The organism is Moorena sp. SIO3E8, assembly GCF_010692445.1.
Lineage (GTDB): Bacteria > Cyanobacteriota > Cyanobacteriia > Cyanobacteriales > Coleofasciculaceae > Moorena > Moorena bouillonii.
This window is the reverse complement of sequence record NZ_JAAHHM010000010.1, coordinates 40593-54244: the sequence shown is the minus strand read 5'-3', so window position 1 is coordinate 54244 and position 13652 is coordinate 40593. Positions and strand designations below refer to the sequence as shown.

Below are 13652 nucleotides of genomic sequence, written 5' to 3'. Positions count from 1 at the left end.
GATGACTACGAGCAAGATTTTCACCCGATTACCACACTCGGTCACCCCACACCCTCTTATCCTACAGCCGTCACCATAAATCGGGGTTGGTAAGGGGGAAACTGGAAGCCCCTGTCGTTCACGTATGGGGAGGAAAGTTTCCCCCTTACATAAACAACTGAGCGTAAGGGAATCCTTATTGATAGGAATAACCATCGCTGCGATGAACAAAAGAACAGTATTTGTGTGAAATTCCGGCTACTCGACCTGTAGCCGTTGTGATATCAAAGCTACCGGTTGCTCGACATAAAACTCGACCAATATAAGAGCCAACTTTTTTCCCTTTGGTAACAACAGCTTTAACAATATCCCCTGTTTGAAATCCAAAGTGTTTCTTGGTGTTTGACCGATGTCGAATCGGAAAACCAAAAGCATTTGTTCCACACATTTGACGGTTGCCATGTCCTGTTGCTTTGATTCTCATTGGTCTTGACACTAAAATTTTTAAGGTATCTGGCGTTGAGTGGCCTACATTGGCCGCGTCCAACCAATGAGTTTTAGGTAAATTTTGACGACAACGGTTGTATTTAGTCCTACCACCAGTTCCCGTTTCCACAGGTATTCCTAGCTCTTTGAGGCCATTAAACAGTTTCCATCGAGTAGCATTAACGGCGGCTGTGTCAGCTAGTGATCTTTTCGCTTGAGAGAGAATTGACTTGAGCAGTAAGGGGTTATTTTCTAAGAATTGCTCAATCGGTTTATTTCCTTTCTTTTGGTTGCATTTTCGACAACTCAAAGTCAAGTTTGATACGCGATTAGAGCCTCCTTTTGACTTGGCAACAATATGCTCAATCTCTAGCTTAGTGTCCGTAGCACCGCAGTAAACACAACGACGATGCCATTTTTCTAGCATATATTCCCTTAATTCATAACCGGCTAGGGTTCCTTGTTGATATTCAATTCCCGAGATTTCTGGGTTTTGTATGATTTGGGGATCAAATCGTACCAATTCAGTTGAAATGTGAGCAATTGGTGATAACCTACAAAGCCGTTTTACCCAAGTCAATATGTTTTCAACTCTACTGATTAATGACGGTGGCAACCATCCCTCTTGACGACATCGATTGTTAAACCGAGGTTGGCGATAACGAGTTTTGCGATTTCTGCGAGAACGCCTTAACTGTCTTCTACAGGTCAGAGCGGATCGAATCTGACCCCCTCTGTGAGTCAGTTCTGCTCCCCACAGCACAGATTCATTTCTCAGGATAGCTATACCTGTAGTCTTCGCTCCCGGGTCGATTTTAATCCTGAGCTGTTGATTATTTGGTTCAGGAACTTCCTCCTTCAATATAATCGTAAAAGGATACCTTTTAAACACAGCCGCTTTTCCCGTTTTGAGCAATTTTCTGGCTCTAGCTGGATGAGTTGGGTTTAAAGGTTTTCTTGAACTGTTCAAAACAAAAACAAACATGAGTTTAATCTCCCATTAGGGGTAATGTGAACCTCGCCAATGTTTAGAGTCGGTACTTTCTTCAACACACGGGCTTAACCCTTGTACACCACACTTAATGCTGAAGTTCTAGAGCTACAAACTGGTTCATGCATTCGTAGGTAGGACTTAAACTCTTGCTCTAAACGTAGACTTTTTAGGTCTTTGGCTGGTCAGGTGGGCTTTATTCAAGCCCCCGGCTTATAGCCGTGGGGTTCCTGACGCCTTCAATCTCCTCATCGGTTAGATCATACAACTCCCGTAACTTCTGTAAGGTTTCCTGATCCGGTTCCCAGAATCCTCGCCCATTTGCCTCTAACATCCGGCCTACAATATTGCGAAATGCCTCAGGATTTGCCTGTTGCAACCTCTTGGCCATTTCTTCATCCAAGGCATAAGTATCTGCTGCTTGGTCATACACCCAGTTATCTTGAAAATCAGCAGTACCCCCCCAACCAATCAATGCTGTCATCCGTTGGGAAATCTCATAAGCTCCCCCAGACCCCTGATTGGCCATCGCTTCAGCCCATTTGGGATTGAGTAACTTTGTCCGATACTCCAATCGCAACAAATCCTCTAGCTTCCGGGGTGTAGTATCCTTTGAGAAACTTTCCACAAAACTGGCATTAACGGTCTTACCCCCTTGCTTTTCGGCTGCTCGCTTCAAGCCTCCAGTATTGGCATAGTATTCTTGAATATCCGTTAGACCATATTCCACCGAATCAATTTCCTGGACTATACGACTAGTACTTTTTAGCAGCTGCTCCATCACTTCCGGACGGGCTTGACCTTTATCTTGCCGTCCATAACTAAATACATTGCGGCTTTGCCATGTATTCGCCAATTCATCCCCCGATTCCCAATTACCATCGACTACTTGGTCATTGACCAGAGAACCATAATCCCCGGCTGGATTAGAAAACAACCGAGCAGAAACATTATCTACCCCTTGCGATCGCAACGCTAACCCATGCTTGCGGATAAAATTCTCTTCCTCCGGTTCATCTGCCTCAGTCGCCCTACGGAACAAATCATCGAGCAGCTCAACAATATTGACAAAACTATCCCGAAAAATCCCTGAGAGATTTGCCAACACATCAATTCTAGGATGACCCACCTCAGCCAAGGGCATCAAATCATACCGTACAATCCGTCCCGTTCCTTCTTTAACAGGTACTGCACCTACTAACTCCAATAAAATCCCCAAGGACTCCCCACGAGTCTTGATCGCATCCAATCCCCATAGCATTACCGCAACAGTTTCCGGATACTCCTGATGTTCCTCAAGATGCTGGGTAATAATTTTCTTGGCCACCTCCCTTCCCCGTTCATAAGCTGCTGGAGAGGGCATCCGATAAGGATCCAAAGCGTGAATATTCCGTCCTGTTGGCAAAACCCCAGGACCATCCCGCAACAAATCCCCCCCAGGAGCTGGAGGAATATACTCCCCATTCAACCCCCGCAACAAATTCGTCAACTCTTCCCCAGTCTGCATCAACAACTCACCAATCCGTAACGCCTCCTCAACCTTCTCATCCTCGACCTGTTCACGTGCTTCTGGTGTTTGCGGTTCAAATTCTCCATCGACAATGGCCTGAATTATCCCTTGGGGGACATCTTCCCCAAAATACGCCCGGAGGTAAGACTCTAACTGTTCCGAATCAGGCACTTGACCTAGAGTGTGCAGCCCAGAGGAAAACAAGCGTTGTTCGACCACTAGCAGGTAGTTGTACAACTTGACAAGATAGCGATTAAATGAATCAGCACTAAACATCTGGGCATTCTCTGGACTGAAAGTAATGCCCAACCTCTTAGCATCCTCAAAGGGACAATCGGTATCCAACCCACTATCCACAATCTTTTTACAAATTGCTTCTTTCAAGGCATAGTTCTTTTCAGGATCCTCCCGATACTCCGAGATTAAATCCCGTAGCACGACCAACTCCTTATACAAACCAGCCCGACCATAAGGGGGTACATTATGGGAAATCAACACCCCATAACCCCGACGCTTGGCCAACATTGACTCTGAAGGATTATTTGCTGCATAGATATATAGATTTGGGATATTTCCTAGCAAAATATCCGACCAAGAATACCCCGTATTCCCCAGGGGTGAACCAGGTAACCATTCCACGGTGCCATGCATGCCAAAATGCACCACCGCATGGGCATCAAAATCATTCTGTAACCACTTATAAAAGGCAGTGTACTGGGGATGTGGGGTCATGTCTCGCTCAAACATCAGCCGCATCGGGTCTCCAGAAATACCCAGGGGTGGTTGTACCCCAATCCAGACATTTCCTAACTCAATCCCACCAATCTCGAACTCATCCCCATTGGTTTTGATTCCTGTACCAGTCAAGGATTGCCATTGTTTTTCAATACGGGTAGTTAGCAAGTAGCCTAGCCATTCTTGTAGGGTTTTAACGTTAACTGTGGTTGCTGGTTGGTGGTTGCTAGTTGCTGGTTGAAGGTTGAAAGTTGAAGGTTGAAAGTTGAAGGTTGAAGGTTGAAAGTTGAAGGTTGAAGGTTGCTGGTTAGAACATTTACCATTCGACCGCTCGTCTGCTGCTTTCACCCAGCGGATTAGTTCTTCCCCATCTTCTGGTAATTCCCCAACAGTGTAACCTTGTTCCTTTAGAGCGTGGAGGAATTTAAGAAGCGATCGCGGTACATTTAATAAGGCTGCTGTTCCTGTTGCTCCATACCCAGGAGGGAAACCATAGAGAATAATCGCAATTCGTCTTTGGTCTGGTGGGGTTTGTCTGAGTTGAATCCAACGCTTGACCCGTCCAGTCAGTCGTTTAACTCGTTCGGGAATCAGATAAATATTTTCTCCGACTAAACCACCTAGGGGTACAGTATCAATCGCTCCATCCAATTCCGGCAATGCATATAAAACGACACTTTGCAACCCCCCAATGCCTTGTCTTGTCCAAGAGTAAATATCTTGAATCAGTAGGGGTGCAGCAATAGTATAAGGGACATTCTTAGCAGTGAGAATACGTTTCGCTACAGCAACCTGTCTTCCTGCCTCCATAGAACCAGCTGGACCCCCTACCAACGGGAAACCGATGGTAGACACAATGGCATCCACTTCTACAGCGTCTTTAGAGAGGGAAGGAGTTTCCACGTTATCCAGTTGCCGCTGTTGGGTTTCATAAGCAGATGTCATCCAATCCCGCACGGCTACATGACCTTCTACACCATTGATAAAGATGGGTAAAGGAGTTAATCCAGCTTCCTCAAAGTAGCGAATTAACTGGGGAATATAAGGTTGTTTTGTAACTACGTGTTTGCGATAAAGCAGAATACCAACAACAGGGTTTTCTCTAAGGTTGTGTTGAGAAGCTAGTGGGCTGGTAGGGCTTTTCCCAATAACGTTTAATTGTTTAACTTTTAAGCTTTTGTACCATTCTAGGTATTGTCGTGGGGATTCAAAATACCCGTCGTAGTCCGGATGGAGTAGCCCCATGTTTGGAGTTTCCACTGGTGGCGGAATTTCTCCCACTGTCAGATCTAAGTATTTCTCTGCCAAGGTCCAGAACATAGATGCCACATTGTCTGAGCCACCAGCATTCCAGTAACCGTAGATAATTAGCCAATTGCGCAAGTCTTGGACTTTTCTGGCAGGAATATATTTCAGCAGCTTCGGACCAATTTTCAAAAAGCTGATATAACCGGCTAAGCGGTCTTCTTCTCGTCCGTTGCTGAATTTGTCGAGGATGAATTTTACTGGCTTGGGCATCCCCTTGGGTTTATCCCCAATTTTGAACTGACCAATTTGAGTCAGGCTGATCAGTTCTAGAGCTGACTCGAATACCAAGCGGATGGGAATGTGTTGGATGCGATCGCGTAACCATAACACTTGGTCATAATCGAATAGTAGACTCCCGAAGAAGACTTGGGCATCTTGGAGGGCAGCGTCTACAGTATCAGGGTTGGCAGTGATTTCGTGATCGCTAAATACTCTAATATCCAGTTCCGGACAGCGGGAGCTAGCTAACTCAGCAGCTTTGCGGTACAAGTCAGCGTTGAAGGATTCAAATCCTGCTATCAGTACAATGCGTTTCATGGAACCAGCTCGAAATAATTCTTTACACTTCGATCATATTTGATCATAATCGTACTGATCGGCTAACCCTCCCAGTGGCCTTACGTCAGTAGTGCTATTATTGATAATTATTACTAATTATACTTCGGCGCAGTTGTCGGCAACTGCGGACAATAGAACTTTGGACAAGGGAAAAATACTTGACGAAAACAGTATCAAAAAGCGCTGCATTGCTGAGCCGAAGTTGCCTATTTTTATTAGTTTCATTTCTATATTTCAACTAACAATGCTGTAGTTGACGATTCCCCATAAGCCATTACCAAAAATACCAGGACTATTTGGTAACTGATGTAAGCATTCAGCTATCAGCTAATGCGCTACTTGAGATGCTACTTGAGGTGCTATCATACCAATTTTAAAAAGTCGTGTCATACTTAAATGAATACCTAGGGTAAACGCATCTTGTTGGGTAACCGGGGATAGTTCTCAATAAACCCGGCCTGATTGTGCTTGTTGACAAGGCATTGTCTTGAATGTAGGATGTCCCTAAGGTTTTCAATTACTCCTTGTTCTCGCCACTGTTTGTAGTACCAAAACACTGTGGAATAAGGAGGTAAGTCTTTAGGTAAATCGCACCAATTACAACCATTCTTGAGTTGGGCAATAGCTTCATGTAAAACAACCACTGCACCCAAACGTTCTGAGCCATTGGCTTCACTGACGAGCATCCCAATGAGCAGACCCTGGGAATCTACAACAATACTACTCTAGCATTACGCCTACAGTCAGTCTTTAACTTCCTGTTATTTTTACCAACAAAATCAAAAATAATAAAAAGTGAATTTCAGGGGGAATTAGAGCTAATTTTTAAATACCAATAAATCCGATTACAGGCATTTCTACTAATAGAACTACTTCCCACCACGGAAGTACCAATAACTCCCGTTACAGGTATTAAGACGTCTTTTTATTATCTTTTTTACTACTGTTAGGAAATAACAAAAAGATAACGGCACTTAATATTAATTTAAATCTGTTGATTCTTGTGTTGGAAGTGGGTAGGTCGTCCGTTGGGACTACCGCCTGAAAGTGGAACTAGGTTAAGCGACCGATTGGTCGCTGTCTGTCGTTGGTACTGGGTAGGTGACTTGGTTGGGTCACCTACCCATCATTGGAACTAAGGAAGTAGTCGGGGTTAGCCACTACCTTTGTTGGGTTTATGTAGCCTTGTTGGGACTGGGTGGTAAGGTTTTTTCCTTACCGCGATCGCTGTACCAATGACTTGCCCCAGCGACTGCGGGGGTGTGGAGTGCAATGGTAGGATGCGATTGATTAAATGTAGTTCTGCGGGGAATAGGGATTGATTCCATGTTCTCGCAGTATTCGTAATAGGCGAGCATTTTCTGCCTCTAGATGGTCCGGTTCAGTCATACCTTCCGAAAGGTCTTCTAATTGCTGATTCAGTTCCTGGTTGATATACTTCCAGCATTCGCTATTGTTTCTTAGATCGGTGTTCTCAGCTTCTAAGAGACTCACGTATTCAGAAAGCTTTTCATTTCTTTCGGTGATTGTAGTCGTATCACCGAAAGCTTCACGAATCCTTTCCTCTAATGCATCTATGATCAATCCGTTAGTCAATGCAAAAGCCCTTTTGTTGCCTTTGTTTCCACGACTATGCCAGTAAAGCCCAACTATGACCGGAGGCCATCCACTGATACGAGTCTGCCCTTTTAGTTGCTCTGGGTTTAAAACCTCAAAAGTGCCGGGCGTAAAACCCTTGCCCCATATATCTTTGAATGCTTTTGAGCGCAAAAAACGCCGGGCGTAAGATTCATCTTCTCCGATGGTTTCAGCAGAACCAGTCTGAGACATCAAGTAATCTCCAGACTCCGTCTTGAAACCATCAGCCTTAATGTCCCCAATGTAGAAAGGACAGTGAGTTACGTATTGCTTATTTTCCATGGTTAGAATGAATATGACATTGAACTGGAGTAATCCTCCACTTAGCGATCGCACCATTGACCGGGAATGCGATCGCTTATTCATAAGTATACCTATTTGATCGTCATCGGCAAATATTGCTTTTGTTATCTTTGTCGCCTCAAAACGTTAACAATAGACGACAGGAAAATCAATGATCACTGCAAGCCAGTAATGTATAGTGCCCCGGCTTAGGCCAATCGCTTTTAGGTGTTCCGTTCATAAAAACGCTGAATTAATCGATTTTTATCGTCTTTATTTACGAGTAAAAATAGCTTACTTTGCCCAAGGAGAGAAATGGGCGACGTTATGCTTGCCCACTTTTCTCCTTGTTTTATTCGTTTTCCGGAAAACTAGGTAGAGTTAAGGTACACCTCACAGACTTCCCGGCGTTGGACAGAGAGGCACCGTAGGTGATCCCATCAAATACCTGCCATTTCCACTAATAGAACTACTTCCCACCAGAGTTAAAACTATTCCTTAAAACTATTGCGCATATAGGGGAACTGAAGTACTGATAATCCCGGTTATGTTAATTACTCGGGAGATAATAATAAACCTACAGTATAATTTGATGTCAGTTTGGGTGAAATGCTTGCGCGCCACTTCCTTCTTAGAAGATGGGCGATAGACTACCCGAATCACCGTTCAATTACATTTGGTAGGTAAGGAATAGCCTCATGACAAGTCCCCAGGTGATCTGTGCTGGTGAAATGTTGTTTGACCGTTTGTCTAATCAGCCAGGAAAACCCCTAGAACAGGTGGAGTCTTGGACAGACTATCCCGGTGGCGCACCAGCGAATACTGCTTGTGCTTTAGTAAAGCTGGGTATACCCACTGCATTTATCGGTTGTATTGGTCAAGATCAGCCAGGAGAAACACTGGTAGAGTTGTTAAAGGATGTTGGTGTCGATGGTACGGGAGTACAGCGTCATGGTACAGCTCCCACACGGATAGTCTATGTAGTGCGAGATGCCTCAGGCGATCGCAGTTTTGCTGGATTTGGTGATATCGATACCACAGAATTCGCTGATACACGACTTCAAGCGGATCACTTGCCCACTGAACTATTTAAAGAAGCTAAATTTCTGGTATTGGGGACTCTGGAATTAGCCTATCCCGACAGTAAGGCAGCAATTAATCAAGCAGTTAAGTTGGCACAACAACACCAGGTCTCTATCTTTATAGATGTGAACTGGCGACCGGTCTTTTGGAATGATGCCAATACTGCCATTGAAATTATTCAAGACATGATCCAACAAGCGGACTTCCTGAAACTGACTGATGAGGAAGGAGAGTTTTTGTTTGGCACTGCTGATCCAAAAGCGATCGCACAACGGTTGGATAAAGTCAAAGGGGTATTAGTCACAGCCGGGGAACGAGGCTGCGCCTACTATCTGGGAGGAAACGAAGGGAAGTTACCAGCATTTTCTGTAGCAGTCCAGGATACAACCGGTGCCGGGGATGGCTTTACTGGTGGCATTATTTATCAACTATGCCACCGTGACCGGTCGAGTCTGAGTGATCCAACTGTTGCCAAAGATGTGGTTACCTATGCCAGTGCAGTAGGGGCACTGACCACACTCAAGCCTGGTGCGATCGCTGCTCAACCTACATTAGCTGAGGTGGAAGCTTTTGTCTCTAGTTAGGGCTTGCTGAAAAAGTTTTGGTGAGGAGAGGCAAGAGGCAATAGGCAATAGGCAAGAGGCAATAGGCAATAGGCAATAGGCAATAGGTAAAAAATTATGTGTACCTCATAGCTATGATAAAAGCTCGCTATAGTTAGTTTTTGTACACTTAAGTTACCCTCTCCACACTTGCCACACTCTTCACCCGACTCCCGACTCCCGACTCCCGACTCCCGACTCCCGACTCCCGACTGCCTACTGCCTAAAACATCGATAATTAAAACTACTATTCCAACTACTATAGTTACCTTGGGCAGGATAAGGGACCAACTCTACAATGCCCTGCTGATTAATTATCCATCCTTGGGCTTCAATGATAGGTGATTTCTTTTTAGTGATTGGTTGTTCCTGATCTGGCCTGTTATACCCTAATGTCCTTTTTCTCCAACTCCGGCTTCTTCTCCTATTGCTTATTGTCCTATTGCTTAATTGTGTAGTCCCTTGATCAACCATCAGCCGCAAATCGGGTACTACGACTTGACCCCGCAATACCCCAGCTGGGTTAGCGGGGATTCCTCCTTTTCCGGTAACTAAAAAACTATTCCCGCTGCTTGCTGCACAATCGGTGATGATTTGATTGCTGGTATCCACTACATCTACAGGTAGCTTATCTAAGGCTTGGGCGGGGTTAACCTCTGGAGTATTGAGAGTAACGCTACCATCAATACCAAGTTGGGAGGAAGCGGTAATCTTACTACTGCGATCGCTAAAAATTCCAATGGCCGTAATATTGATATTTCCCCCACGTCCCAAAATGGCATTGGCACTGATGTTACTACCCTTTGATGTCACCAAAAAGTCAGTGGTGATAGTGATATTCCCACCAGTAGCAGTATCCCTGGCATTAGTCGTTATCCCACTGTTGTTCCGTAAGAAAATTAGTTTGGCATTAGAGAGGGTAATATTCCCTTGGTCTCCAGCAGAGGTTTTAGCATTGAGGAAACCATTGTCGAGTTGGATGGTATCAGCAGAGATGTTCAAGGTTCCAGCAACACCGGTACCTGTACTGCTCACCGTTACCAATGCGCGTCCGCTAGCGCTAAATGTCTTGGTATTCAGGTTAAGAGAACCCGCTTTCCCTGTTTGGGTTGCCCGAGATGCGATCGCACTAGCTGGCCCATCTGGGTCAACGCTGTTTCGTCCAACTCTCGCTAATCGCTCGTTGTAGGTAGGGTCTATACCAGACAGAGTGATCTTCTCAGAAGCATTGATAGTAATATTACCGGCATCACCACCCTTGAAGCTAGAAGTAAAAATCTGAGCGCCATCGATTAATGCCAGGGTGTCCACATCTAAGCTAATTTGACCAGCTGAAGCATCAGTCTGACTTATAGCGGTGATCACTGCCCCATTATCCAGACCGAGGGTAGGAGTTTGAATGAAAATTTCACCACCAATCCCAGTTGCGTTAGATTCGGTGTTAGCAGAGATAGCGCTAGAGGAGCCAAGGTCGGGACTGAAGCCAGACAGAGTAACCCTTTCTGTAGCATAAATCTCAACATTACCAGCATTACCTTGACCAGAAGTAGAAGCCCGTAATTCCGCTCCATCCACTACCGTCAAGCCCTCAGTTTCTATGGTCAAATTACCCCCATTCCCCGTAGCTCTTCGGTTCACCCCTGCGATTAAGTTGCTGCGAAACTGACCATCAGGTGATGTCCCAATCACCTCTATTTCTTTAGCCTGTATCGATATAAACCCCCCATCACCCTCACCAGAAGTAGAGGTGTTGATACTTGCTCCTTCTCGTACTCTCAGACGTTCTGTATCAATGAATATAGTTCCTCCGTTCCCTGTAGCTCTGGGTAGGACATCAGTAAACAAGCCACTAAAGGATGAGTTATTGTTTGAGGTTTCAATTAATAACTCAACCTCCCCGATTCCAACCACATCTACCTCAGTCGCCCGAATTGTCACAGTACCCCCATCCCCATCCCCCAAGGTTCCAGAGCCTACCTGTGACCCATCCCGTATGATCAGACGCTGGGTATCGATAGTCAAATCTCCCCCATTGCCGGTCGCCTCTGGTATGACACCAGTGGACAAAACACTTTGGGATACATCAACGGTATCCGTAACTGTGATAGTTACATCTCCAGCATTTCCTGTCCGTGCCGCAACCGCTAAGATGTCTGCGTCATTCATCGACAAGTTACGACTGGTAAGTGTGATATCCCCACCGCCCCTGACACCGTAAGTCCTAACCAAGCTCTCGTCAAAAACAATATCCTCTGTTGCCTGTAAGCTTATACTTCCTCCCTCACCAGAAGTAGAAATAGTCTTGAGATCGTTTGTCCTAATGGTGCCATTGGTTGCATTCAGGGAGATGGAGCCACTATCAGCAATCTGGGCTGATTCATTAAATTCCGTAAATGTACTAAATGGTGCTTCAACACCAGTTAGAATAATGTTATATTCACCGATATCAAAACCACTTCTATCTTCCCAACCTACCAGAGGCGACTCACTGCCAAGCTCATCTGCTTCATCAATACTGGTAAAATCCCCCGTATCGTCTCCATCGGGAAATATGTCTCCTGCCTCACTGACTGGTTCTACACCAAAACCACTAATGGCCAGATAGTAAATTCCTGGCTCCGTTGGGGTGAGGGGAGTTCCTGCTGGTAAGAATGATTGAGCACAACCGCCACAGTCAGCGTCATCATCATTAGCATAAATTCCTATACCCTCTTCATCAAATAAGAATAACTGGGTGTCTAGCTCAGTCCCCTCAGTGGTGCGAGCCGAAAAAGTCCCCCCTCCAGTCAGAAAGATTTGGTACAGGTCTACATCACTTTCTTCGCTAATCGCGCCAGATATGAATATGAACTCAAATGGCACTCCCGGAGAATCACTAATAACTGTAGCTGTCTCAAGCAATTCTCCGGTATCTCCAACCGGGGGAATTGATGTATCAATGTTACCAACGGTGATATTCGCACCGGTAATCGCTATGTTCCTTCCATGGGTGCGGATGGTGTCAAAGGAGGTATCTTCCATCCGAAAGTCCCCTACCCCATCCCGATCTGCATCAGCAGTAAACACCATTAGTTCACTCCCTGGTGTTAAGTTTAGGGAGTTATCCTCTAAGTCGTTTATTACAATATCATTGGTTGCTTGTAGAACAAAATTGTTAGTTTCTGACAAATCCTCCATTAGGGTCTCGTAGATAGTGGTAGCTGCGACATCCTCAAGCTGACTTAATGGAGTAGTTAGAATAGCATCCGCTGTGTCGGAATTATTTATAATTTCAGAATTAATTTCATCTATGGCATCCTGTTCAGGACCATTAGCAATGATGATATCTGTGGAATCGAGTAATAAGGTTCCCGCAAAACCATTGATGGCACTAGTATCCACATTTCCCCGAAACGTTAGGTATTCTTGCCCTGATATTTCTACATAGCCACCGTTACCAGAAATTTCCCCACCACGAGCCCTGATGTTGCCGTAAAATCCAGTAATCTCATTCCCTGAAATAATTACTCTACCGCCATTGCCTTGTGCGATCGCATTAGCACGAATCTCCACATTAGGACCAATGAAGGTGCGGCTAGTCTGTTGGTTCCCAATGATAATGCTCCCCCCACCGTTCGGGCCAGACACATTAATCTCGGTATTATCTAATAAGCTAATCAGGGAACCACTGACTTCTACTGTTCCTGCCTGTGCTGTCAAAGAACCGGTGCTAGTGATGGTATCTGCTGATAGGATGAGACGTTGCCCACCACCAACAGCTAAGTTTCCCTGATTCCTGATCTGAGCTTGATGTTGACGTAGAGCATTGGTAAAGAAAGCACCAGGTTGAATAGTCAGTAAGTCACTGGTTTCCGGCTCTGTGGCGCTAAATAGTCCTTGCTCACCTAACCTAATCCCATCGGCTGTAGTAGCAATAAATGAGCCACGGATATCTAACCGAGCGTTGTTGCCAAAATTAATACCATTGGGATTGATTAAATAAAGATTTGCTGTTCCCTCTACCCCCAGAGTCCCGAATATTTGTGAGATATTGCTACCTGTTACACGAGTAATAATGTTAGCAATCCCATTCGGGTTAGCAAAATAAACGTTTTGTCCCTCATTAACATTAAATTCCAGGAAACTATGGAACAGATTACTGCCTCGAATGGCACCACCTTCAATTAAGTCTCGAAATTCTTGGGGAGTGAACTTGGACTGTTCTACTCCTAAGGTTTGATCGGGGGTAATCTGGGCATAAGCCGCCTGGTGATCAACTATCCAAGCGATGCTGGCTAATAAAACAATAGGGAGTTTTGAGTACCAAGATAACATCCTTGCTCCTGTACCTTAGAGGGCTAGACCAATGTCTGTCTTTGATGCACCAGCTTTGTGAAAAAATCATCCAGATACTTTGACGCTCGATGGAATCACTGACAAATCTTTTTTTTCGTGATATTACTGATGCTTCGGCCTAATTCTGGCACAGTCTTCCCGTCTT

Annotated in this window: 6 protein-coding genes; 1 reads left to right on the top strand and 5 read right to left on the bottom strand. The window is 45.0% G+C overall.

Annotation, left to right across the window (positions count from 1 at the left end; genetic code table 11):
• Positions 1 to 175 precede the first annotated feature (175 nt).
• From iscB to F6K46_RS06505, 4 genes are all read right to left on the bottom strand, one after another.
• A complete protein-coding gene (gene iscB / locus F6K46_RS06520; protein ID WP_293051333.1) occupies positions 176 to 1450 on the bottom strand; it encodes an RNA-guided endonuclease IscB in 1275 nt (424 codons plus the stop codon).
• Positions 1451 to 1652: 202 nt separating this feature from the next.
• Positions 1653 to 5546 (bottom strand): magnesium chelatase subunit H, encoded by a 3894-nt coding sequence (bchH, locus tag F6K46_RS06515; protein WP_293051336.1) that lies wholly within the window; start codon positions 5544 to 5546, stop codon positions 1653 to 1655.
• A gap of 425 nt (positions 5547 to 5971) precedes the next feature.
• Complete coding sequence (locus F6K46_RS06510; protein ID WP_293116857.1) at positions 5972 to 6253, bottom strand: transposase; 282 nt, start codon at positions 6251 to 6253, stop codon at positions 5972 to 5974.
• Between the two features lie 604 nt (positions 6254 to 6857).
• Positions 6858 to 7571 carry a hypothetical protein gene (locus F6K46_RS06505; protein WP_293066665.1) on the bottom strand — a complete coding sequence of 238 codons (714 nt, stop codon included), beginning with the start codon at positions 7569 to 7571 and terminating at the stop codon, positions 6858 to 6860.
• 614 nt (positions 7572 to 8185) lie between these two features.
• Between F6K46_RS06505 and F6K46_RS06500 the strand changes: the two genes are divergently transcribed.
• A complete protein-coding gene (locus F6K46_RS06500) occupies positions 8186 to 9154 on the top strand; it encodes a carbohydrate kinase (protein WP_293066668.1) in 969 nt (322 codons plus the stop codon).
• A gap of 234 nt (positions 9155 to 9388) precedes the next feature.
• On the opposite strand, the gene F6K46_RS06495 is transcribed toward F6K46_RS06500, so the two are convergent.
• A complete protein-coding gene (locus F6K46_RS06495; protein ID WP_293066670.1) occupies positions 9389 to 13486 on the bottom strand; it encodes a filamentous hemagglutinin N-terminal domain-containing protein in 4098 nt (1365 codons plus the stop codon).
• Between the last annotated feature and the right edge of the window lie 166 nt (positions 13487 to 13652).

What these genes read in the sequence shown, in the direction of transcription:
- iscB (WP_293051333.1), bottom strand. Translation starts at nt 1,450, where the DNA reads ATGTTTGTTTTTGTTTTGAACAGTTCAAGAAAACCTTTAAACCCAACT.
- bchH (WP_293051336.1), bottom strand. Translation starts at nt 5,546, where the DNA reads ATGAAACGCATTGTACTGATAGCAGGATTTGAATCCTTCAACGCTGAC.
- F6K46_RS06510 (WP_293116857.1), bottom strand. Translation starts at nt 6,253, where the DNA reads ATGCTCGTCAGTGAAGCCAATGGCTCAGAACGTTTGGGTGCAGTGGTT.
- F6K46_RS06505 (WP_293066665.1), bottom strand. Translation starts at nt 7,571, where the DNA reads ATGAATAAGCGATCGCATTCCCGGTCAATGGTGCGATCGCTAAGTGGA.
- F6K46_RS06500 (WP_293066668.1), top strand. Translation starts at nt 8,186, where the DNA reads ATGACAAGTCCCCAGGTGATCTGTGCTGGTGAAATGTTGTTTGACCGT.
- F6K46_RS06495 (WP_293066670.1), bottom strand. Translation starts at nt 13,486, where the DNA reads ATGTTATCTTGGTACTCAAAACTCCCTATTGTTTTATTAGCCAGCATC.